This is a genomic window from Stenotrophomonas sp. RIT-551 (assembly GCF_026241915.1).
GTDB lineage: Bacteria > Pseudomonadota > Gammaproteobacteria > Xanthomonadales > Xanthomonadaceae > Stenotrophomonas > Stenotrophomonas bentonitica_A.
This window is the reverse complement of record NZ_JAPJIU010000005.1, coordinates 181,278-202,594: the sequence shown is the minus strand read 5'-3', so window position 1 is coordinate 202,594 and position 21,317 is coordinate 181,278. Positions and strand designations below refer to the sequence as shown.

18 protein-coding genes are annotated in these 21,317 nt (G+C 68.2%); 3 read left to right on the top strand and 15 right to left on the bottom strand.

The genetic code is table 11. From position 1 onward, the window contains the following. Window positions 1-63 precede the first annotated feature (63 nt). From tkt to ORK51_RS08710, 13 genes are all read right to left on the bottom strand, one after another. Window positions 64-2,073, bottom strand: a complete 2,010-nt coding sequence (gene tkt / locus ORK51_RS08770; protein ID WP_261997226.1) for a transketolase — start codon at window positions 2,071-2,073, stop codon at window positions 64-66. 151 nt (window positions 2,074-2,224) lie between these two features. Continuing rightward, on the bottom strand, window positions 2,225-3,568 hold the full coding sequence (locus ORK51_RS08765; protein ID WP_070425818.1) for a dicarboxylate/amino acid:cation symporter: 1,344 nt from the start codon (window positions 3,566-3,568) through the stop codon (window positions 2,225-2,227). Window positions 3,569-3,635: 67 nt separating this feature from the next. After that, entirely contained in the window at window positions 3,636-5,339 is a 1,704-nt protein-coding gene (locus tag ORK51_RS08760) for a BatD family protein (protein ID WP_266084738.1), read from the bottom strand. Beyond that, window positions 5,336-7,090 (bottom strand): VWA domain-containing protein, encoded by a 1,755-nt coding sequence (locus ORK51_RS08755; protein ID WP_266084737.1) that lies wholly within the window; start codon window positions 7,088-7,090, stop codon window positions 5,336-5,338. The genes ORK51_RS08760 and ORK51_RS08755 overlap by 4 nt, the downstream gene beginning before the upstream one ends. Continuing rightward, a complete protein-coding gene (locus tag ORK51_RS08750; RefSeq protein ID WP_070425821.1) occupies window positions 7,087-8,094 on the bottom strand; it encodes a vWA domain-containing protein in 1,008 nt (335 codons plus the stop codon). Before ORK51_RS08750 ends, ORK51_RS08755 begins: the two co-directional genes overlap by 4 nt. Then, window positions 8,091-8,552 carry a DUF4381 domain-containing protein gene (locus tag ORK51_RS08745; protein WP_019183887.1) on the bottom strand — a complete coding sequence of 154 codons (462 nt, stop codon included), beginning with the start codon at window positions 8,550-8,552 and terminating at the stop codon, window positions 8,091-8,093. Before ORK51_RS08745 ends, ORK51_RS08750 begins: the two co-directional genes overlap by 4 nt. Then, the gene (locus ORK51_RS08740) at window positions 8,549-9,472 is read right to left on the bottom strand and encodes a DUF58 domain-containing protein (RefSeq protein WP_070471163.1); all 924 of its coding nucleotides are present in this window, start codon (window positions 9,470-9,472) and stop codon (window positions 8,549-8,551) included. The genes ORK51_RS08745 and ORK51_RS08740 overlap by 4 nt, the downstream gene beginning before the upstream one ends. A gap of 5 nt (window positions 9,473-9,477) precedes the next feature. Next, window positions 9,478-10,500, bottom strand: coding sequence for an AAA family ATPase (locus ORK51_RS08735; RefSeq protein WP_026069886.1), 1,023 nt, complete (start codon window positions 10,498-10,500; stop codon window positions 9,478-9,480). 138 nt (window positions 10,501-10,638) lie between these two features. Then, a complete protein-coding gene (locus ORK51_RS08730) occupies window positions 10,639-12,627 on the bottom strand; it encodes a type IV pilus secretin PilQ (RefSeq protein ID WP_070425824.1) in 1,989 nt (662 codons plus the stop codon). Between the two features lie 20 nt (window positions 12,628-12,647). Further along, the gene (locus ORK51_RS08725; RefSeq protein ID WP_019183883.1) at window positions 12,648-13,184 is read right to left on the bottom strand and encodes a pilus assembly protein PilP; all 537 of its coding nucleotides are present in this window, start codon (window positions 13,182-13,184) and stop codon (window positions 12,648-12,650) included. Further along, complete coding sequence (locus ORK51_RS08720) at window positions 13,181-13,855, bottom strand: type IV pilus inner membrane component PilO (RefSeq protein WP_019183882.1); 675 nt, start codon at window positions 13,853-13,855, stop codon at window positions 13,181-13,183. Before ORK51_RS08720 ends, ORK51_RS08725 begins: the two co-directional genes overlap by 4 nt. Further along, the gene (locus tag ORK51_RS08715) at window positions 13,852-14,682 is read right to left on the bottom strand and encodes a PilN domain-containing protein (RefSeq protein ID WP_266084736.1); all 831 of its coding nucleotides are present in this window, start codon (window positions 14,680-14,682) and stop codon (window positions 13,852-13,854) included. The genes ORK51_RS08720 and ORK51_RS08715 overlap by 4 nt, the downstream gene beginning before the upstream one ends. Beyond that, on the bottom strand, window positions 14,682-15,740 hold the full coding sequence (locus tag ORK51_RS08710) for a pilus assembly protein PilM (RefSeq protein ID WP_019183880.1): 1,059 nt from the start codon (window positions 15,738-15,740) through the stop codon (window positions 14,682-14,684). The genes ORK51_RS08715 and ORK51_RS08710 overlap by 1 nt, the downstream gene beginning before the upstream one ends. Window positions 15,741-15,963: 223 nt before the next feature. Between ORK51_RS08710 and ORK51_RS08705 the strand changes: the two genes are divergently transcribed. Beyond that, window positions 15,964-18,393 (top strand): penicillin-binding protein 1A, encoded by a 2,430-nt coding sequence (locus tag ORK51_RS08705; protein ID WP_261997234.1) that lies wholly within the window; start codon window positions 15,964-15,966, stop codon window positions 18,391-18,393. A gap of 185 nt (window positions 18,394-18,578) precedes the next feature. Then, window positions 18,579-19,226, top strand: a complete 648-nt coding sequence (locus tag ORK51_RS08700; RefSeq protein ID WP_266084735.1) for a hypothetical protein — start codon at window positions 18,579-18,581, stop codon at window positions 19,224-19,226. A gap of 23 nt (window positions 19,227-19,249) precedes the next feature. Here ORK51_RS08700 and ORK51_RS08695 read toward each other — a convergent pair whose 3' ends face one another. Then, window positions 19,250-20,014, bottom strand: a complete 765-nt coding sequence (locus ORK51_RS08695) for an alpha/beta fold hydrolase (protein ID WP_266084734.1) — start codon at window positions 20,012-20,014, stop codon at window positions 19,250-19,252. Between the two features lie 94 nt (window positions 20,015-20,108). Between ORK51_RS08695 and ORK51_RS08690 the strand changes: the two genes are divergently transcribed. Then, on the top strand, window positions 20,109-20,885 hold the full coding sequence (locus tag ORK51_RS08690) for an AraC family transcriptional regulator (RefSeq protein ID WP_266084733.1): 777 nt from the start codon (window positions 20,109-20,111) through the stop codon (window positions 20,883-20,885). 65 nt (window positions 20,886-20,950) lie between these two features. Here the strand turns inward: ORK51_RS08690 and ORK51_RS08685 are convergent, their stop codons facing one another. Next, window positions 20,951-21,316, bottom strand: a complete 366-nt coding sequence (locus tag ORK51_RS08685) for a NirD/YgiW/YdeI family stress tolerance protein (protein ID WP_261997236.1) — start codon at window positions 21,314-21,316, stop codon at window positions 20,951-20,953. Between the last annotated feature and the right edge of the window lies 1 nt (window position 21,317).

The following is a 21,317-nucleotide window of genomic DNA, read 5'->3' as shown; positions in this document are numbered from 1 at the left end:
AAAGGCCGGGGAATCTCCCCGGCCTTTCGCGTTGCAGCTACCGGGCATCGCCCGGCGCCACGATCAGTTCGCCAGCTGCGCCTTGGCCGCGGCCACGACGTGCTCGGCGGTGATCCCGAAGTGCTTGTACAGCGCTTCGGCCGGGGCCGAGGCACCGAAGGTGTCGATACCGACCACCGCACCGTCCAGGCCCACGTACTGGCGCCAGAAACCGGTGACGCCGGCTTCCACGGCCACGCGGTTGCGCACGGCGTTGGGCAGCACGGACTCGCGGTAGGCGGCGTCCTGGCGCTCGAACACGTCGGTGGACGGCATCGACACCACGCGGGTCTTGATGCCGGCGGCATCCAGTTCCGCCTTGGCGGTCACGGCCAGGCCCACTTCCGAACCGGTGCCGATCAGGATCACGTCCGGCACGCCGCCTTCGGCGTCGGCCAGCACGTAGCCACCGCGCGCGATCTGGGCGACCTGTTCGGTGCTGCGCGGCTGGTGCGGCAGGTTCTGGCGGCTGAAGACCAGGCAGCTCGGACCATCCTTGCGGGTGATCGCCGACTTCCAGCTGACCGCCGATTCGACCGCATCGCACGGGCGCCACACATCGTTGTTGGGGATGTAGCGCAGCGAGGCCAGGTGCTCCACCGGCTGGTGGGTCGGGCCGTCTTCGCCGAGGCCGATCGAATCGTGCGTGTACACGTGGATGGCGTGGGCCGGGATCAGCGCGCTCATGCGCACGCCGTTGCGGGCGTAATCGCTGAACACCAGGAAGGTGGCGTCGAAGGGAATGAACCCGCCATGCAGGGCCAGGCCGTTGGCGATCGCGGTCATGCCGAACTCGCGCACGCCGTAATAGACGTAGTTGGCGTTCGGGTCATCGGTGGCGACCGACTTGCTGGCCTTCCACAGGGTCAGGTTGGAGTGCGCCAGATCGGCCGAACCACCCACCAGCTCCGGCAGCAGCGGCGCGAACGCTTCGATCGCCAGCTGCGAGGCCTTGCGCGAGGCGATGGTCTGGCCGTCGGCCTGGACCTGGGCGATGTAGGCATCGGCCTTGGCAATGAAATCGGCCGGCAGCTCGCCGTGTGAACGACGGATCAGCTCATCGGCTTCGGCCGGGTACTGCGCGGCGTACTTGTCGAACTGCTGCTCCCACTCGGCCTGGCGCAGGGTGCCGGTACCGCCGGCACGCCAGCCGGCGTAGATCTCTTCCGGGATCTCGAACGGGCCGTACGGCCAGCCCAGCTGCTTGCGGGTCGCTTCCAGCTCGTCCTTGCCCAGCGGGGCGCCGTGGCTGGATTCCTTGCCGGCCTTGCCCGGCGAACCGAAGCCGATGGTGGTGCGGCAGCAGATCAGGGTCGGCTTGTCGAACTGCGACAGCGCGCTGTCGATGGCGGACTTGATGCTCTCCGGGTCGTGGCCATCGACGCCGCGCACCACGTTCCAGCCATAGGCTTCGAAACGCTCGGGGGTGTTGTCGGTGAACCAGCCATCGGTGTTGCCGTCGATGGAGATGTGGTTGTCGTCCCAGAAGCAGACCAGCTTGGACAGGCCCCAGGTGCCGGCCAGCGAGGCGGCTTCATGCGAGATGCCTTCCATCAGGCAGCCGTCGCCCAGGAACACCCAGGTGCGGTGGTCGACGATCTCGTGTTCGGGGCGGTTGTAGCGCTGCGCCAGCAGCTTCTCGGCCAGGGCGAAGCCCACGGCGTTGGCCAGACCCTGACCCAGCGGACCGGTGGTCGTCTCCACGCCGGGGGTTTCATGGTGCTCGGGGTGGCCGGCGGTCTTGCTGCCCAGCTGGCGGAACTGCTTGAGCTGCTCGATCGGCAGGTCGTAGCCGCTCAGGTGCAGCAGCGCGTACTGCAGCATCGAGCCGTGGCCGTTGGACAGCACGAAGCGGTCGCGGTTGAACCACTTGGGATTCTTCGGGTTGTGACGGAGATAGTCGTTCCAGAGCACTTCGGCGATGTCGGCCATGCCCATCGGCATGCCGGGATGACCGGACTTGGCGGTTTCGACCGCATCAGCGGCAAGGAAGCGGATGGCGTTGGCCAACTGGCGGCGGGTAGGCTGCGTCATGGTTCTGTCGGAGTCGGGAGGCTCCCGCGGAGCTGCGGGCAGCCCATTGTCCCACAGGTGATCGGCGGGGTCAGGCCGAAGACAGGCCAGGCCCTTAACGACGACGCCCCGCACTGGGCGGGGCGTCAGGTCAGCTCGGGCCTGTGCAGGCTCAGTCGCGCGGGGCCGGCGCGGGGGCCGGGGCCACCGTGGCCACGACCGGGCCATCGTCCACCTCGCCCTTGGCCACCAGGGTGGTCAGGGCCAGATCGCCGGTGACGTTCAGCGCGGTACGGCACATGTCCAGGAAGTGGTTCACGCCCAGGATCAGGCCGATGCCCAGCGGGTTCACGCCCACCATGGCGCAGATCATGGCCACCACCGGCAGCGAGCCGGAGGGCACGCCGGCAGTGCCGATGCCACCCAGGATGCAGACCGCCATCACCATGAACTGCTGGCCGATGCTCAGGTCCACGCCGAAGAACTGCGCCAGGAAGATCACCGTCACGCCCTCGAACAGCGCGGTGCCGTTCTGGTTGGCGGTGGCGCCCACGGTCAGCACGAAGCGCGAGACCTTCTGCGGCAGGCCCATCTGGTCGGCCACGCGCAGCGCGGTCGGCAGGGTGGCATTGCTGGAGGCGGTGGAGAAGGCCATCACGGTGGCCTCCTGGGTGTCGCGGAAGAATGCCAGCGGCGAGCGGCCGGACAGCCATACCGCGACGCCGTAGGTCACCACCATGTGCAGGCCCAGCGCCAGCACCACCACGCCTACGTAGGCGCCCAGGCGGATGATCAGCTCGAAGCCGAACAGCGCGGCCAGGTTGAACATGAAGCAGGCCACCGCGTACGGGGCCAGACGGATGACCAGGTTGATCAGGGTCATCGAGATTTCGAAGATGCCTTCGATGGCGCGACGCAGCGGGGCGACTTTCGCCTCGTCGGTCAGCACCATGCCGATGCCGAACATCAGCGCGAAGAACATCAGCGAGAGGATGGCGCCATTGCTGGAGGCCGCCTCGACCACGTTGCTCGGCACGATCGACAGCAGCATGTCCATGCCCTTGGGCGTGCCATGGATGCCAGCGACGATTTCCTTGCTGCGCTCGGCATTCTCGGTGAGCATCTGCGCGGCCACGACCGGGTCCACGCCTGCGCCGGGCTTGAGCACGTTGACCAACACCAGGCCGATGCCCACGGCGATGCCGGAGAGCAGGATGGTGTATGCCAGCGTCTTCCAGCCGATGCGGCCGAGGGCGCGGATGTCGCCCATCTCCGACACGCCCATGATCAGCGCCGAGAAGATGAGCGGCACGATCAGCATGAAGATCAGATTGAGGAACAGGCCCGAGGCCGGCGTGGTGATGTAGTCCATCACCCATTTGGCTGCGGCCTGCAGGCCGTCGATGCTGCCACCGAGCGCATGGACGGTCAGCCCGAGGACCAGGCCGATGATGAAGCCAATGCCCATTTTCCAGTGCAAAGGCAGTTTCTGCCGGGTCGTTGCGGCCTCAGTCATGGAGCGGCGTTCCTCGAAAAAATGAAATCAGCTTAGCAAAGGCGGCCGCCCTGACCGACACGCCTTTTTATGAATGCGCAGATGGGTACAGCGGCGCCAGGCCATTGTTCTGCGTGGCCGCAGGGGCCCGCCAGTGCGGTCCGTCATGGAAGGCGCGGCGCAGATCCTGTCGGGCCTGGCCGACATCGCCGCCCTGCCCGCCCCAGCGGACCTGCTGCATCTGGACCAGCGCCGCCCGCTGCTGTGCGTCGTCGAGGCGCTCGAGCACCTGCTCGAACGTCTGCACACCGCCCATTCCCGCGAGCACCGCGATGATCTCGTCCCATCCGCCGGCTTCCATCGCTCGGCGCAGGTCGGCGCGGGTGTACGGACTCCCCGACGCGGTGACGGATACGACCCCTTCGGTGCCCCGTACGACCGCCGGGCGCCGCCGTCGACGCCAGCCCCAGGCCAGGGTCAACAGCCACAGCACGGCCAGGCCGGCCGACAGGGCGATCCAGCCCCAGGGACGTGGCGCGGCCTGCGCAGGCGCCAACTGGAGATCGGTGGATGCCGTGGCCGGCTCACCCGGCAGGGCCGAGGTGGTGTCCACCGGCAGGGGTGCTGCGGCACTGCCGCCGACGCCGGCGGCGATATCCAGCTGCAGGTCCGGAAGGCTCGCGTTGCGCGGCTGACCGGCCGCCACGTCCCACCACGCCATGCGCAGCCCCGGCACCGTCAGCGCACCTGCCTGGCGCGGCACGATCGCGAAGCGCCGGGTCAGCGTGAGCTGCGGCGTGCTGCCGTTGAAGGTTTCATCGAACTGCGGCGGCTCGGCGAAGACCTGCGCACCTGGCCCGACATCGGGCACCGGCAGCTCCGGGAACTGCGCCTTGGTCGCGCCCTCGGCCACGGCCTCGACCACGATGGTGGCCGCTTCTCCGGCGCGGCCGGTGGTGGGCGCGGCGGTGTAGCGCAGGCGCAGCCCATGCAGCGGCAGCCACGGCTGCGGGGCAGACGCGGGCTGCGCCTGGACCTGCAGCGTGCGCTCGGCCGACGCGGCGCGCAGGCGGCCATCGCCACCGAACATGTCGTTGAAAAAGCCGCCCGCGCTGCGCCCGTTGAACTGGGCCGCTGGCAGCACCAGCGCTCCGCTGCGCTCGGGGATCAGCAGGAAACGACGTTCCACCACGTTGTAGCGGCGGCCATTGACCTCGCGCACCAGGGTGCGGTCTTCGCCCACCCGCTGCAGCGATGCACCGGCCGGCGTATCGAGCACCAGTTCACCGCTGAGCAGTTGCGCGGCGTAGAACAGGCGCACCACCACGCCGACACTCTGCTGCACGTACGGCGTCGGATCATCGACCTCGGTTTCCAGGAACACGGCGGCGTTGCCCGTGGCCGCGGCGGGGGCCGATGCGCTGCTGGCACCGACCTGCAGCGTCAGCGGCTGCGTACGGCTGCTGCCAACCTGCAGGGCGGGAACCTGCAGGGTGCCGCTCCGCTTCGGGCTGAGCGCCACCGCGTACAGCGCGCGCGAGGTCATCGCGCCATTGCTCCACTGCACCTGGCGGCTGCTGGTCTGGCTGCTGAGATCGAAGTCGGTCCGCAGCGGTGCATAGTCCGGCGCACCACCGCCCGCATCCGATTCAATGTTGAGCGTGACGGTGTCGCTGTCGGTGATCTGGTCACGATCAAGCCATGCCCGGGTCTGTGCCTGCGCGGCCAGGCTCGCGCACAGCAGCAGGACGAGCCCGGCGCGCAACCAGCGCTGTATCGTGGAGTGTGTCATCGCCCTTCCCGTTTCCTGCGTTCGTTTTCCAGCTGGAACTTGGCCCGCAGCAGGCTGCCCGGATCATCCGGTACCCGCCGCATCCAGGCCTCGACCGCCTGCTGCTGCTCACGCTGCTGCGGGGTGCCACTGACCTGGCCCTCGGCCTTGTCGTTGCCGTCGTTGTTCCCTTGGCGCTGCATCGCCTGCTGCATGCGCTCGCGCTGGGCGGCGTCGGCCTCGGCCTGCGCCTGGCTGTCGGCGGCCTGCGGTGACTTCTCGCCCTGGGAGCGGCCATCCTTCGGATCACCGGACGAGGGCGGCGGTGACTGCCCCGGTTGGCCCTGGTTCTGCGGCGGCGAACCGTCACCCTCCTTGCCCTGTCCCTGCTGCCCCTGATTCGTGCCTGCGTCGGGCTTTTCGGGCGGGCTCTTTCCGTCCTTCTGATCGTTGTTCTGGTCGTTGTTCTGCGGCGGCTTGCGCTTCCGGGCGGCGTCGACCGCGGCGCGGTTGGCCACCGCATCGGCCATGCCGGGATGCTTCTTCAAGGCGCGGTCATAGGCTTCGATCGCCGCGTCGTACTGCCCCTGGCGCGCCAATGCGTTGCCGAGGTTGTACCAGCCGGCGTCGGTGTCGATGCCCTCGAACTGCTGCTGCGCGGCCTTGAAGTCGCCCTTGCGGTACGCATCCACGCCGCTGGACAAGCGTTGCTGATCGACCTGGTCGGCGCGTTGCCACCACGTTCCTTCGGCGGCGTGCGCCGTCGTGGGCAGCGCCATCGGCACTGCCGCCATCATCACCAGCACCGCCAGTGCGCCTCGCCGCCGGAACGCAAACAGGGCCAACACCATCAGCGGCGGCAGCAGCCAGAAACCTTCATCGCGCCAGGTGCGGCCCTGTCCTTCGCGGCTGTCATCGGCACTGACCCGCGGGATCAACACGTCCAGCGCGGCCAGATCATTGTCGTCGGAGGCGATGCGGGCATAGCGACCGCCGCCGCGGCTGGCGACGCCGCGCAGGGTGCCCTCTTCCAGCCGCGCGGGCACGATCTGGCCTTCGCCATTGCGGTAGGCCGCGCCCTGCGGCGTACCCAGGCCGAGCACGGAGACCACGAAACCCTGCGCGCGTGCCGAGGCCGCCGCCTGTTCTGCATCGGCATCGGCGCGATCGGTCAGCAGCAGAATGTCGCCACCGCGTGCGCCGGATTGCTGCAGCAGCTTCACCGCCGTTTCCAGCGCACGGTCCGCGCGCTGGCCATCGCGTGGCATCACGTCCGGTGCCAAGGCATCCAGGTACAGGGCGACATTGGCCATGTCGTCGGTCAGCGGCGCCACCGTGTAGGCGTCATCGGCGTACACCAGCAGGGCGACTTCACCGCCCTGGCGTTCGCGCAGCAGTGTGGCCAGTTTGGCGCGTGCCTGGAGCAGGCGCGACGGCGGCAGATCGGTCGCGGTCACCCGCGAAGAGAGATCCAGCGCAACCACCAGCGGCGACGGCGTCTGCCACAACGGTTGGGCGACCTGCCGCCACGAGGGACCGGCCAGGGCCACGATCGCGATCACCGTACCGGACAGCAACAGCACCAACCCGCCCCAGGCGCGACGGTCGCGGCCGACCAGCAGGTGGCGCAGCAGATGCGCATCCACGGTCTGCCGCCACACGTTGGCCCGGCGCCGGCGCAACCACCAGATCGCCACCAGCAGCGGCAGCGCGAGCAGCGCCCACAGGGCCTCGGGGCGCATGAAATGCAGGGCGTTCCAGCTCGCGCTCATATCCAGCGCCTCGGCAGCAGCCAGGCCAGGCCGGCCAGCAGCAACGCCAATGCCAGCGGCGGCGCGTAGCGCTCGATCCGCGGCCGCACCGCCGGGCCCGTCGATTTGACCGGTTCCAGCCGCTCCAGCTCGGCATAGATGCCGGCCAGCTCATCGGTATTGCGCGCGCGGAACGAGCGGCCACCGGTGAGCTCGGCAATCCTGTTCAAGGTCGCCTCGTCCACCGGGTCGTCGCCCGGCGCGATCTGCACGCCGAACAGACTGATGCCGCCATCGCCGCCGAAGGCCACGGTGTAGACGCGCACGCCTTCGGCCTGGGCGAGTTCGGCCGCGCGCAGCGGTTCGAGGACGCCGGCATTGCTGACGCCGTCGGTGAGCAGGATCAGCACGCGCTGGCCCTGGGGTTGTTCGCGCAGGCGTTTGACCGCCAGCGCGATCGCATCGCCGATCGCCGTCTCGCGCCCGGCCAGGCCGACCACGCTGTCGCGCAGCTGGTCACGCACGCTGGTGAGGTCGGCGGTCAACGGCGTGAGCGTGTAGGCGCGCTCGCCGAAGATCAGCAGGCCGACACGATCGCCGACGCGGCGGTCCAGGAAGTCGGCGAGCACCGCCTTGGCCGCGGTCAGCCGCTCGACCACCTGGTTGCCGAGCATCATGTCCGCCTCGCTCATGCTGCCGGACACATCCACTGCCAGCATCATCTGCCGGCCCTGCTGTGGCGGCGTCACTGCATCGCCGAGCTGCTGCGGCCGCGCGGCGGCCACGCACAGGCAGGCCCAGGCCAGCCACAGCAATGCACGCCCCAGCCGTGGCCCCGCACCGCCCGGGGCAGCACCGAGCGACTGCAGCTGGTCGGCGGCATAGGGCACCCGCAGCGCGGCGCCCGCGCCGGGGCGCGACGGCCACCAGCGCATGAGGATCGGCAACGGCAGCGCCAGCAGCATCCAGGGCCAGGCCAGGCTGTCGACCCAGCTCAACCACGTCGGCAGCGTGATCGCGATCATCGGCGCCGCTCCGTAAGCAGCGACAGATAGCGGCGGCGCGCGAGCACGCGCAGCCGCTGCACCGCCTCGGCATCCACGCTTGGCCGATAGCCACCGTCCAGCAGCAGCGCGCCGTCGCCGTCGGAGAAGGCGCGGCTGTTGTTCTCATCCAGGAACGCCAGCCACGCCGGCCCCTGCAGACGCTCCGCGCCAGGCTGGTACCGGCGCGCCGCACGGCGCAGCAGGGAAGCGATCGCAGCAACCTGCAGTACCGGCGAGCCGGCCTGGTCGACCTCGGCATCGAACAGCTCCAGCCACCGCTGGCGCGCGCGCCGCGCACGCCACTGCCAGACCCAGATCGCGGCCACCACCAGCACGAGCGCGGCGAACACCAGCCACCAGCCCGGTGCGGGCGGCCACCATGGCGGTGACGGCGGCAGCTGCACATCGCGCAGCGGCAGCGACGCGGCCGCGCTCATGCCACCACCGCGGTCGGCAGCGGGCTCAACCAGCTGTCGCTGGCGTCATCGGTAGAGACCACGTGCACCTGGATCCGGCGTGCGGACAAGGTGGTCTGCAATGCATCCAGCGGCGCGACGAATCGTTCGCGCCAATGCTCGCGCACCGCCGCATTGCCCAGATCAAGCAGGACGCGACGTCCTTGGGAGAGGAAGGGCAGCGCATCGGCGGGAGGTGCCCGTTCCAGCGGATCGACCAGCAGCATCACCACCACTTCGTGGTGCATGGCCAGCGCAGCCCAGCGGGCACTGGTGATGGTGGAGGCGCGCGCCGGATCGGCCAGCACGACCACGCGTGCACCCGGACGCAGCAACCGTGCCGCCTGCTCCAGCGCGCGATCCAGCCCGGCATCTTCGGCAGGCGGTTCGGCGTACCAGCGGGTCAAGGCATCCAGCACGCGCAGCACCCCGCGGGTGCCACCGGCCGGTGCGATCGGCGGCTCCTGGGTACTGCCCCGCACGGCGGCGAGGCGATCGCCCTGGCGCTGCGCCAGCCAAGCCGCGACCGCGCCGACGCGTGCGGCCTGCACGGATTTGAAGCGGACCCGGGTCCCGAAATACAGCACCGGATCGGTGTCGGCGACCAGCAGTGTCAAACGTTCGCGCTCGGCCTGGAACAGCTTGGTGTGGGCCCGCCCGGTGCGCGCGGTGACCCGCCAGTCGATATGCCGCGCATCATCTCCCGGCACGTAGTCGCGGGACTCGGCGTACTCCATGCCCCGGCCACGCGCCGGTGACGGCGCACTGCCGGCATGACCGAGGCGGCCACGGCGTGCCGGCGGTGCGCGATGCGCACTGCGGCGCAGCGCCACCAGCTCAGCCAGGCTCGGTCGCAGGCCATCGCCCTCCAGCGGCGTGGCCGTATGCACGGGGGTCTCCATCGCGCTCAGGGCGCCGGCACGCGGGCCAGCAGCTCGGCGACCAGGCGCTCGCCATCCCAGCCTTCGGCGGTGGCTTCATAGCTGGGCAGCACGCGGTGGCGCAGTACATCCGGCGCCACGTTGCGCACATCGTCCGGGGTGACGAAGTCACGCCCGGCCAGCCAGGCGCGCGCACGCGCACAGCGTTCCAGCGCGATCGAGCCACGCGGGCTGGCGCCCCAGGCGATGCGCCGGGCCAGCGCCGGGTCGTAGCGGGCGGCATCGCGCGAGGCCAGCACGATTTCGATCAGGTAACGCTCCAGCGCCGGTGCCACGTGCAGCGACAGCACCGCCTTGCGCGCGGCGAACACATCGCTCAGCGGCATGCGGGCCGGCGCGGCGGCCGGCGTGGACAGCGCCTCGCGGGCGCGCTCGCGGGCCAGGCGCAGGATTTCGGTCTCGGCATCCGAATCGGGATAGCCGATCCGCACATGCATCAGGAAGCGGTCCAGCTGGGCTTCGGGCAGCGGGAAGGTGCCTTCCTGCTCGATCGGGTTCTGCGTGGCCATCACCAGGAACAGCGAGGGCAGCGGATAGGTATGCCGGCCCACGGTGACCTGGCGCTCGCCCATGGCTTCGAGCAGCGCGGACTGCACCTTGGCCGGGGCGCGGTTGATTTCGTCGGCAAGCAGGATGGGATGGAAGATCGGGCCGGGCACGAACTCGAACCGCCCTTCCTGCGGGCGCCAGATTTCGGTACCGGTGAGGTCGGCCGGCAGCAGGTCCGGGGTGAACTGCACGCGCGAGAAATCCGCATCCAGCCGGGCGGCCAGGGCACGGATCGCGGTGGTCTTGGCCAGGCCCGGGGCGCCTTCAACCAGCAGGTGGCCATCCGCCAGCAGTGCGGTCAGCAGGCGCTCGACGAGCGCGCTCTGGCCGACGATTTCGGACGACAGACCATCGCGCAGCGCGCGGAAGGCATCGTGCAGGCGGTCGTGCTCCACCGGAGCGGGCGTGGGGGTATCGGGCATGGGGGGCGGCAGATTCATGGCATCCATGTGACCTCCACGGTGGGCAGAGGTTCCATCGCCATGATGGCAGGACAGCGCCGGTTACGACATCAAGATTGGCTGAACGCAGAAAGGGCCGCACGCGGCGGCCCTTTCCTCACTGCATGAGGGTGCGTATCAATTCACGGCCGGGGTGGTCCGGGACACGCGCAGCACCTTGGGGGTCACGAACACCAGCAGTTCGGCCTTGTCCTTGTTGCGGCTGCGCTTCTTGAACAGATTGCCCAGGAACGGCACGTCGCCCAGGAACGGTACCTTGTTGACGCTGTTGCGGTCGGTGAACTCATACACGCCACCGATCACCACGGTCTGGCCATCATCGACCAGCACGGCGGTGTTCACTTCCCGGCGGTTGATGGTCGGCACGGTGCCGTAGCCATCCAGGACGATGTAGCTGTCCACTTCATCCTTCTTGACCGCCATGTTCAGGAACACGCGGTTGTCGTTGGTGATGGTCGGGGTGACCTTCAACTCCAGCACCACTTCCTTGAACTGCACGTTGGCCTGGGCCACACCGCCGGCACCGCCACCGCTGATGGTGACGTAGCCGATTTCCTTACCCTGCTTGATCACCGCTTCGCGCTGGTTGGTGGTCACCACGCGCGGGTTGGAGATCACTTCGCCGCGGGATTCTTCCTGCATGGCCGACAGTTCGACGTCCAGCAGATAACCGGCATTGAGGATCGACAGCGCCAGCGAGCCGGGGCTCTTGAGCGCGTCCACCGGCAGGTTCCAGTTCAACCCGCTGTTGATGGTGGACGGCGCACGGACCGGGATCGCGCCGGTGCGGCCTCCGGCCACCCACTCGTTGATGGCCTTCTGGTATTCGAAGTCCTTGGCCGCACGGTCGTTGATGTTCTTGCCGTTCTGCCCGAGGTCGCCGCTGAAGTACACGTTGTCGCGGCTGCCGCTGATGCCGAACTTCGCGCCGAGCTCGCGTGCGAAGGTGTCGGTGGCGATCACGATCCGGCTTTCGATCAGCACCTGATCGACCGGGCGGTCGATCACGTTGATCAGCTCGCGCATCCGCGCGATCTTCTTCGGGATGTCGCTGATCATCAGCGTATTGGTGCGCTCGTCGGCCACGATCCGGCCACGCGAGGACAGGAAGCCACTTTCTTCCTGCGAATTGCTGCCGCTGCCACTGCCGCCGCTGCCGCTGTTGCCGCCGCCGATACCCTTGGCCTCGGTCAGCGCTTTGAAGATCACCGCAGCGTTGTGGTAGTTGATCTGGATGTAATCGGTGACCAGGTCCTCGCGATTCTCGATCGCGATGCGCGCGTCTTCCTTGTCCTGCTCGAACTTGGCCAGCTCCGGCTGCGGTGCAACCCAGATCACGCCGCCATCGCGGCGCTTGTCCAGGCCCTTGGCACGCAGCACGATGTCCAGCGCCTGGTCCCACGGTACATTGATCAGGCGCAGGGTCACATTGCCCTGGACGCTGTCGGAGGCGACCACGTTGAGGTTGGATTCCTCGGCCACCAGCTGCAGCACGGTACGTACCGGCACGTCCTGGAAGTTGAAGGTCACCGGCTTGCCGCTGTAGCCGCGCTGGGCGACGGACGCCGCCGCCTGGCTGACCGTGGCGGCATTGACCGCACCGGTTGCCGGGGCCGCCTGGCGCGGGCTGATCTCCACCACGTACTCGTTGCCGCTCTGGTAGGCCAGCGATTCGAACGCGGTGTTGGTGTTGAGCACCAGCTGGGTGCCGCCGCCATACGGCTTGGCGTCGATGCGCTGCACCGGGGTGGCGAAGTCGGTCACGTTGATCGGCTTCTGCAGGTTTTCCGGCAGGCGCGCATTACCCACGTCGATGACGACGCTGTTGCCCTGGCTGCGCAGATCCGGGCTGGCGCCCTGACCGTCAAACTGCAGGATCAGCCGGCCGGCGCCATCGTCGCCGCGCTTGAAGTCGATCTTGGACACCGACAGCGAGGCCGGCGCAGTCGCCGGCGCGGTGGTGGCCGCCGGTTTTGGCACGGCGCCGCTGGGCGTGGCCGCCATCAGCGTGCCGTTGGCCACCATGAGCGCGACTCCCAGCGCGCACAGGTGGATCAGCTTCTGCCGCCGGACCGGACGCAGCCGCAGGGCGTTGGAAAAGGTCATCGTGCTATCCCCATAATCATTCATTGATCTTCAAGCGCGAGCGTTGCCGGCCGTTCCAGCCAGCCACCCGCGCCATCCGGCACCAGTTCAATCAGCTCAATCCGGTCCTCGAAGACCCCGGTCACCCGCCCGTCGCTCTGCCCCAGATAGACGCCCGGACGCACCCGATAGGTGACCTTGTCCGGTGCCATCACCAGCACGACGAGTCCGCCCCCACGGCCGATCGAACCCACCATGTCCAGGCTGTCCAGCGGGAAATCTTCCAGCGGCTCCTTGCGGCGGTTCGGATCCGGACGCAGCCCCGATCCCCCTTGCGGATTGGTCCAGGCGTCGGTGAACGGGTCGCGCATCCCCTGCGCGGAATACTCAAACGTCTCGAACTGCTGCATCACCGGCAACGGTTCAAGCGGCGGTGCCGGGCGTGCACGCACGTCGGCCACCCACTTTTCCAGGTTCGGTGCATCGCCGGGCGTGCTGGTCACGCCGCGGGCGCAGCCGGCCAGCAGCACCACGCCCAACAGGCCGCATACCCGTGCGGTCGGGTTCAAGCGGCTCATTTCCGGCCTCCCTTGGCGGCCTTTTCCTGCTCGGCAGCGGCTTTCTCCTGGGCTTCCATCTCCACGTCATCCAGGTAACGGTAGGTCTTGACCGTTCCGGACAACTCCAGCGCACCGCTGCGGGCGGTGATGCCGGTCTTGGGATCCTTGGGCTTCAGGTTGATGTCGTGCATGGTCAGGATGACCACGCGCGGCAGCGAGGCCACGCCACTGACGAAGGCACCGAACTGGTGGTAACTGCCCACCATGCGCAGGGCGATCGGCTTCTCGGCGTAGAACTCCTTGGGCTGCTCGGCACCGGGCTGGAACAGCTCGTTGGCCAGCCCGCTGGAGAGCGCCGTCTGCGAGATGTCGATGATCAGGTCCGGCATTTCGGTCTTGCTGGGCAACTGGCGCAGCATCTGCTGCAGCACCTGCTCCATCTGGGTCAGCTGCTGCTTGAGCGGCTCCAGATTGACCGCACGGCCCTGTTCTTTCTCGAACTCGGTGCGCAGCTCGGCTTCCTTGTTGACCAGGGCCGAGAGCTCGTCGCGCTTGCCGCTGATCAGCAGGAACCAGCCCATGACCACGATGAACAGGGCGAGGACGACGCAGAACACGACCTTGGCCTGCTGCGGCCAGTTGCCGATGTTGTTGAAGTCCAGCTCTTTGAGGTTGATCTTCTGGCTCATTGCTGGCTCCCCTCCGGCGCATTGGCAGGCGCCGGCGGAGGTGCGGGCGGCGTGGTCGGAACAATGCGGCTACCGGCCGGCTTGGCCGGTGCGGCAGCGTCCGGAGCGGCCGACCCTGCCGGTGCGGCGGCCGGATCCTGCGATGGCGCGGCCGGGGCGGCGGACAGAGGGGCGACCGGGGCAACCGGCGCGGCGGCGGTGGTGGTATCGACCACCGAACCATCCGCGGACAGGGCGGCATCGCTCTGTGCGGGCAGGTTCACCTTGACCACGAACATGTACGGCAGGGACTTGATGTCCAGCAGCTGCCCGGGGGCGGTGGAGGTCTTCTCCTTGTCCGGCGCCTTGGCCTCGATGATCGACAGCTCCGGGTTGGTCATCCAGCCCGAGCTTTCCAGGTTGCGCATGTAGGCACTGACGCGCGCATTGGACTGCGTGCGCCCTTCCAGGGTCAGCACGTCGCCTTCCTGCTTGAGCGTGGTCAGCACCACCCCGTCCGGGATGGTCCGCACCAGCGCATCGAACAGATGCACCATCTGCGAGCGCTTGGCCTGCAGTTCCTCGATCACGCCCTTGCGTGCCAGCAGGCGGTCCTTCTGGCGGTCCAGGCGTTCGATTTCCTTGTTCTGCTCCTTGACCTTGTCGATCTCGGCCTGCAGGAAGGTGTTGCGATCCACCTGCCCGCTGACCTGGCGGTCGTAATAGAACCAGATCAACAGCGACAGCAGCAGACCGCCGATGGCGGCGGCACCGAGCATCGCGTAGAAGTCGCGCTGGCGTTGCTTGCGCCGCTCGGCGCGCCAGGGCAATAAATTGATGCGCGCCATCAGTCAAAGCTCCTCAGCGCCAGACCGGTGGCGATCATCAGCGCCGGGGCGTCCTGGGCCAGGGCGTGTGCCTGCACTTTCGGGCCCAGGGTCATCTGTGCCAGCGGGTTGGCCACCACGGTGGCCACGCCCAGCTGCTCTTCCACCATGTCCGGCAGGCCGGTCAGGGCCGCGCAGCCGCCGGCGAGCACGATGTGGTCGACCCGGTTGAACTCGCTGCCTGCATAGAAGAACTGCAGCAGGCGACTGATCTGCTGGACCGTGGCTTCCTTGAACGGCTCGAGCACTTCCATCTCGTAGCTTTCCGGCAGCCCGCCCTGGCGCTTGGCCAGGCCGGCCTCTTCATAGGTCAGCCCGTAACGGCGCATCACTTCGTCGGTCAGCTGCTTGCCGCCGAACACCTGTTCGCGGCTGTACAGGCTGCGGCCGCCACGCAGGACATTCAGGGTGGTCATGGTGGCGCCGATGTCCACCAGCGCGACCACGCCATCACTGGCCACCGGCAGCTCGCTGGCGACCAGGGCAAAGGCGTTCTCGACCGCGAAGGCCTCCACGTCCATGACCCGCGCCACCAGCCCGCCCAGCTCCAGTGCCGACTGGCGCAGCTCGACGTTCTCTGAACGCGAGGCAGCCAGCAGCACCTGGACCATTTCCGGGTTGTTCGGAATCGCACCCAGCACTTCGAAGTCGAGGTTCACTTCCTCGATCGGGTACGGGATGTAGTTGACCGCCTCGAGCTCGACCTGGGCTTCCATGTCGTTCTCGTCCAGGTCGGCGGGCATCGGGATCAGCTTGGTGATCACGGCCGACCCGGCCACGGCTGCCGCCGCATGGCGTGCCTTGGTTCCGGAGCGGTTCACGGCACGTCGAATGGCCTCCCCGACCGCTTCGACCTCCACGATGTTCTTTTCCACGACCGCATTCGGCGGGAGTGGTTCCACGGCGTAATGTTCCACGCGGAAACGATTGCCGCTGCGGGATAACTGCAACAGCTTTACTGCAGTCGAGCTGATATCGACGCCGATAAGAGGCGACTGGCTTTTTGGGATAAGCCCCACGGTTTCTCCCCTGCCGATGGGCACTTGGACGCAGAACCTGCGACCGCGCATTAATAACGTTTTTTTTGCAAATCGCAACCGTCAAGCTGTAAAACGGGCATCACTGCTCGTTTCACGCGTCCCCAGACGGTGATCGACTGCTCTCCCCGGGAACACCCCCAGCCGTTCCCTTGCGTAATCTATACTCTGCGACCACGAAATTCGCAATCGGAATCTGTCACTGATGACACGTCTTCGCCGTTGGCTGCGCTGGATGCTGGTCGCGTTCCTGGTCCTGGCATTGATCGGCGCCGCGGTTGCCGGCGGCCTTTACTACGCCGTCTCCTCCAAGCTCCCGGACGTGCAGACCCTGCGCGACGTCGAGATGCAGGAGCCCATGTACGTCTATGCCAGCGATGGCAAGCTGATGGCGGTGTTCGGCGAGACCCGGCGCACCCCCATCACCATGAAGGACGTCCCCGAGCGCCTCAAGCAGGCCTTCCTGGCCACCGAGGACGCGCGCTTCTACGAGCACGGCGGCGTGGACTACAAGGGCATCGGCCGCGCGGTGTGGCTGCTGGCCACCACCAACGACAAGCGCGTGCCCGGTGGTTCGACCATCACCCAGCAGGTCGCCCGCCAGTTCTTCCTGAGCTCGGAGTACAGCTACACCCGCAAGCTGGCCGAGATCCTGCTGGCGCGGAAGATCGAGAGCGAGCTGAGCAAGGACGAGATCTTCGAGCTGTATCTCAACAAGAGCTTCTTCGGCAACCGCGCCTACGGCGTGGCCGCCGCGGCCGAGTTCTACTACGGCAAGAAGCTGGGCGAGCTGGACCTGGACGAAATGGCCTCGCTGGCCGGCATCCCCAAGTTCCCCTCCAGCGGCAACCCGCTGAGCAACCCCGAGCGCGCCCGCGAGCGCCGCGACTTCTATGTGCTGCAGCGCATGGCCAGCCTGGGCTTCATCTCCCAGGCCGAGGCGGACGCGGCCAAGGCCGTGCCGATGCACGCCACCGCGCATGAGCCGCCGCTGCAGGTGGAGGCCCCGTACGTGGCCGAGCTGGTCCGCCAGGAAATGATCGCCCGCTTCGGCGGCGACGTGGTCAACAAGGGTTACCACGTGACCACCACGATCAACGCCGAACTGCAGACCGCGGCCAACCTCTCGGTGCGCGACGGCCTGCTGGCCTACGACCACCGCCACGGTTGGCACGGCGTGGAGCAGCACGTGGAGGTCCCGGCCGACGCCGATGCCGCCGCGCTGGCCACCAAGCTGTCCGGCATTCCGGCGCAGACCGGCCTGCTGCCGGCGATCGTCGCCGCCACCGCGGCCGATGGCAGCGCCACCGTGGTGCTGGGCAACCGCAGCGAAGTGGTGCTGCCGGCCAACGCCGCGCGCTGGACCAGCAAGACCCCGGCCAAACTGGTCACCCGCGGCGACATCGTACGCGTGCGCGCCGGCGAGAAAGAAGGCGAGTGGCTGCTCGACCAGATCCCGCGCGGCCAGGCTGCGCTGGTCTCGCTGGATGCCGAAAACGGCGCACTCAAAGCGTTGGTCGGTGGCTTCAGCTTCTCGGGCAACAAGTTCAACCGCGCCACCCAGGCGCGCCGCCAGCCGGGCTCGAGCTTCAAGCCCTTCATCTACGCGGCGGCCTTCGACAAGGGCTTCAACCCGGCCTCGATCGTGCTCGACGCCCCGGTCGTGTTCCGCGACCGCCGCGGCAAGACCTGGTCGCCGCAGAACGATGGCGGCGGCTTCCGTGGCCCGATGCGCCTGCGTGAAGCGCTGGTGCAGTCGCGCAACCTGGTCTCGGTGCGCCTGCTCGACGGCATGGGCGTGGACTACGCGCGCAAGTACATCAGCGAATTCGGCTTCGCCGAGGCCGAGCTGCCACCGAACCTGTCGATGTCGCTGGGCACCGCGTCGCTGACCCCGCTCTCGGTGGCCCGCGGTTACGCGGTGTTCGCCAACGGCGGCTCGCGGGTCGATACCTGGCTGATCGATCGGGTCACCGACCGTGATGGCGTGGAAGTGTTCAAGGAAAACCCGGCTGTTGCCTGCCGCGATTGCGCCGGCAACAGCGGCGTGCCGGTCAGCCAGGTGGTGGACGGGTTCAACTTCGGCTCCGCGCCGGCGGCAAACACCGCACCGGCCAAGCCCCAGCAGGCGACCGCCGCTGCCGAGGCACCGGCCCCGGTGCCGGTCAACCCGGATGCCAAGGTCGCGCCGCGCGCGATCGATGCGCGTACCGCCTACCAGCTGAACTCGATGATGCGCGACGTGGTCCAGCGCGGCACCGGCACCGCGGCCAAGGTGCTCGGCCGCGAGGACGTGGGCGGCAAGACCGGCTCGACCAACGATCACCGCGATGCCTGGTTCTCCGGTTTCGGTGGCCCGTACGCGACCACCGTGTGGGTCGGCCGCGACGACTTCCGCTCGCTCGGCTACCGCGAATACGGCGGCCGCGCCGCCCTGCCGATCTGGATCGAGTACATGCGCGTGGCGCTCAAGGACACGCCGATCGCGCAGAACGAGCCGCCGTCGGGCATGGTCCAGGCCACGCTCAACGGCGCCACCGAGTGGGTCAAGGTCGAAGACATGGAGAAGCTGGAGGAGTACGACTTCAACAGCCACACCCCGCAGGCCGACGACGCCGCGTTCGATATCTTCTGACTGCGTGCGCCGGGTACGCCCGGCGCCCCCCTCCGGCGTATCGTCCGCCCCATCGCTCCGGTAGCCGCCCCATGGGTGGCTGCACGCAATCCCTGATCGCAGGCACAGCCACGCATGGCGTGGCTCTACCCGCCTGTCACATGGCCGGTGTACATTGCCGTGCAGGTCGCCAAGGAGTACCGGTCATGCATCGAGCCCGTCAGCATGCAGCCACGCAGACCCGTGAGCGCCGCCACCAGTTGGCGCATGAGGCCGCCCGCCTGATGGCCGAGGGCGGCATCCGCGATTACCACCAGGCCAAGCTCAAGGCCGCGACACGGCTCGGCATCCATGACGATGCCTCCCTGCCCCGCAACACCGAGATCGAAGACGCCCTGCGTGAGTACCAGCGCCTGTTTGCCGGTGCCGACCATGGTGCGCAGCTGCGCCAGCGCCGCGAGGCCGCCCTGCGCGCGATGGAGTTCCTCAAGACGTTCTCGCCGCGCCTGTGCGGCCCGGTGCTCGATGGCACCGCCGATGCCAACAGTCCCGTGCAGCTGCAGGTGCACAGCGACGATGCCGATGCGGTGCAGCGCTTCTTCGACGAACACGGCATCCCGGCCGAATCGCGTACGCGCCGGCTGCGGCTGGACCGCGAGCGCAGCCTGGATGCACCGGTCTGGATCTTCAGTGCCGAAGCGCTGACGTTCGACATCGCCGTGCTGCCCTACGATGGCCTGCGCCAGCCGCCGCTCTCGGCCATCGATGAAAAGCCGATGCGGCGTGCCTCGGCGGCGCAGCTGCGCGAGCTGCTGGCCGACAGTGAGATCGAGGGGTACCTCGGCAGCCGCTGAGCCCCCTGCTCCGGTGGGCCAGGTCAGGCATCGCCGAACGGGGCGAGAAACCGCTCGATGGCCGTGACCAGGGCCAGCGGGGTTTCATTCATCGGGTAATGCCCGGCGTTGCCCAGCACCTCGAGGGACGCGTGCGCATAGCGGCGCAGGTATGTCCGCTCCATCAGCGCAGCGTTGAACACCGGATCGTGCTCGCCGACCAGCACCTTCACTGGATGTCGGCCCACGATCCCGGCACTGAAATCGGTGTCGGCCCACGCCGGGAAATAGGCTGCGAACGCCTCCGCCGAGGCGCGCTGCATCGAGTACTGCGCCTTCCAGTCCAGCCATGTGCCGGGCAGCCGCCCGCCGGTGCTGCGATCGATGATGCCGCGACGGATCTGCGCACTGCCCGCTGCCGCCTCCAGCAGTCGTCGCGTCGGCGGCTCATGCGCGATGCCCCCACAAGGTACCGGTGCAACCGCGACCAGCGCACGCACACGGTCCGGTGCGAGCACCGCGATGCGCTCGATGGCCATGCCACCCATGGAATGGCCGACCACGCTGAAGGTGTCGATGCCCAGCGCATCGGCCAGGGTGAGCGCGTCCGTGGCGATCTCCTCGATCGTGAATTCGCCGCGCGCATCGTGCATGCCACCGTAGCCGCGGCAATCCATGAAGACGTAGCTGAACACGTCGCCGGACAGCCACGGCTCGATCGGCGCGAACGCATGCGCGTCGCCGAACCAGCCATGCAGCACCAGGACAGGGTGCGCGCCGGTGCCGACGCGGTGAAAGGTATTGGCCATGGCTGCAGCATCAGGAAGGAAGCGGGGGGTGATGCTAAGCCGGCCGCGCATGGCCCGCCTTCGATGCCAGGTCAATGACGATAGAATCCGGGCCATGCGCAACGCCCTGCTCGATCCCTACGAAGACCTCCCGCGCGCCGTGGTCGTTACCGCGAACGACCATGCCGCCGGATCGGTCTTCCCGGCACACGCGCACCGGCGCGGCCAGTTCGCTTTCGCCTCGCGCGGCACCATCAGCCTGAGCACGTCCGAGGGGCACTGGCTGGTACCGCCGCAGCGCGCATGCTGGGTGCCCGCGGGCATCACGCATGCGATGACCATGCGCGGCCCGGTCACGATGCTCAATGTGTTCGTGGCCGCCGAGGAAGTCGCCGCGGTCGAGTTGCCTGCGCGCTGCGGCGTCTACGGCGTCTCGCCGCTGCTGCGGCATCTGCTGGACGATGCAATCGACCTGCCGGCGATGTACGACCAGCGCGGTCGCGCCGGCCGGCTGATGCAGCTGCTCGTCGCAGAGATGGCCGCCATGCCGCGCCTGTCCCTGCATGCACCGCTGCCCTGCGACCCGCGCCTTGTCCGCGCCTGCCAGCAGGTATTGGACCGGCCTGCGATCACGACTGGCCTGGACCAGATCGCCGCCGACGCGGGCATGAGCCGGCGTACCTTCACGCGCCAGTTCCGCGTGGAAACCGGGGTGAGCTTTGCCGAATGGCGCCAACAGGTCTGCCTGCTCGCCGCGATTGAACGGCTGGGTCACGGCCAGCCGGTCACCCGGGTCGCACTGGACCTGGGCTACGCCAGCCCCAGTGCGTTTTCATCGGCGTTCCGGCGCGTGCTGGGGACATCGCCCAGCCGCTACGCTCACACCCGCTGACACGCGGAACTGCAGGCAGAACGCCCCGGGGTGCGGGGCGCCAGGCAGTCCGGCGGTTCAGCGGCTCAGCGCGGGCCGACGATGCTTACGTGCTCCACATCGATATCGGTGGGCTTGAAGCGATGCGTATCCACTTCGCCGTGCAGTTCCACCACCGTCGTCGCGCTCACCGCCTGGTGGGCGGGCAGATCCTTGTCATCGATCTCGACATCGATCTCGCCGGTGGCGTCCTTGAAGCGATAGCGCTCGTGCCCGATCTTGGCGATCAGCGCGCCGCGCAGCACGACGGGCTGGTCGTCACGCTGGCTGCGGGCTTCCGCCACCGTGGTGACGGCGCTGGTGGCGCCCGGGCCGGTGTACTGGGCATGCGCACCGGGACTGAACACACTCACCGGTACGGCGAGGGCAAAAAGGGCAATCAGACGGTTCATC

What these genes read in the sequence shown, in the direction of transcription:
- tkt (WP_261997226.1), bottom strand. Translation starts at nt 2,073, where the DNA reads ATGACGCAGCCTACCCGCCGCCAGTTGGCCAACGCCATCCGCTTCCTT.
- ORK51_RS08765 (WP_070425818.1), bottom strand. Translation starts at nt 3,568, where the DNA reads ATGACTGAGGCCGCAACGACCCGGCAGAAACTGCCTTTGCACTGGAAA.
- ORK51_RS08760 (WP_266084738.1), bottom strand. Translation starts at nt 5,339, where the DNA reads ATGACACACTCCACGATACAGCGCTGGTTGCGCGCCGGGCTCGTCCTG.
- ORK51_RS08755 (WP_266084737.1), bottom strand. Translation starts at nt 7,090, where the DNA reads ATGAGCGCGAGCTGGAACGCCCTGCATTTCATGCGCCCCGAGGCCCTG.
- ORK51_RS08750 (WP_070425821.1), bottom strand. Translation starts at nt 8,094, where the DNA reads ATGATCGCGATCACGCTGCCGACGTGGTTGAGCTGGGTCGACAGCCTG.
- ORK51_RS08745 (WP_019183887.1), bottom strand. Translation starts at nt 8,552, where the DNA reads ATGAGCGCGGCCGCGTCGCTGCCGCTGCGCGATGTGCAGCTGCCGCCG.
- ORK51_RS08740 (WP_070471163.1), bottom strand. Translation starts at nt 9,472, where the DNA reads ATGGAGACCCCCGTGCATACGGCCACGCCGCTGGAGGGCGATGGCCTG.
- ORK51_RS08735 (WP_026069886.1), bottom strand. Translation starts at nt 10,500, where the DNA reads ATGAATCTGCCGCCCCCCATGCCCGATACCCCCACGCCCGCTCCGGTG.
- ORK51_RS08730 (WP_070425824.1), bottom strand. Translation starts at nt 12,627, where the DNA reads ATGACCTTTTCCAACGCCCTGCGGCTGCGTCCGGTCCGGCGGCAGAAG.
- ORK51_RS08725 (WP_019183883.1), bottom strand. Translation starts at nt 13,184, where the DNA reads ATGAGCCGCTTGAACCCGACCGCACGGGTATGCGGCCTGTTGGGCGTG.
- ORK51_RS08720 (WP_019183882.1), bottom strand. Translation starts at nt 13,855, where the DNA reads ATGAGCCAGAAGATCAACCTCAAAGAGCTGGACTTCAACAACATCGGC.
- ORK51_RS08715 (WP_266084736.1), bottom strand. Translation starts at nt 14,682, where the DNA reads ATGGCGCGCATCAATTTATTGCCCTGGCGCGCCGAGCGGCGCAAGCAA.
- ORK51_RS08705 (WP_261997234.1), top strand. Translation starts at nt 15,964, where the DNA reads ATGACACGTCTTCGCCGTTGGCTGCGCTGGATGCTGGTCGCGTTCCTG.
- ORK51_RS08700 (WP_266084735.1), top strand. Translation starts at nt 18,579, where the DNA reads ATGCATCGAGCCCGTCAGCATGCAGCCACGCAGACCCGTGAGCGCCGC.
- ORK51_RS08695 (WP_266084734.1), bottom strand. Translation starts at nt 20,014, where the DNA reads ATGGCCAATACCTTTCACCGCGTCGGCACCGGCGCGCACCCTGTCCTG.
- ORK51_RS08690 (WP_266084733.1), top strand. Translation starts at nt 20,109, where the DNA reads ATGCGCAACGCCCTGCTCGATCCCTACGAAGACCTCCCGCGCGCCGTG.
- ORK51_RS08685 (WP_261997236.1), bottom strand. Translation starts at nt 21,316, where the DNA reads ATGAACCGTCTGATTGCCCTTTTTGCCCTCGCCGTACCGGTGAGTGTG.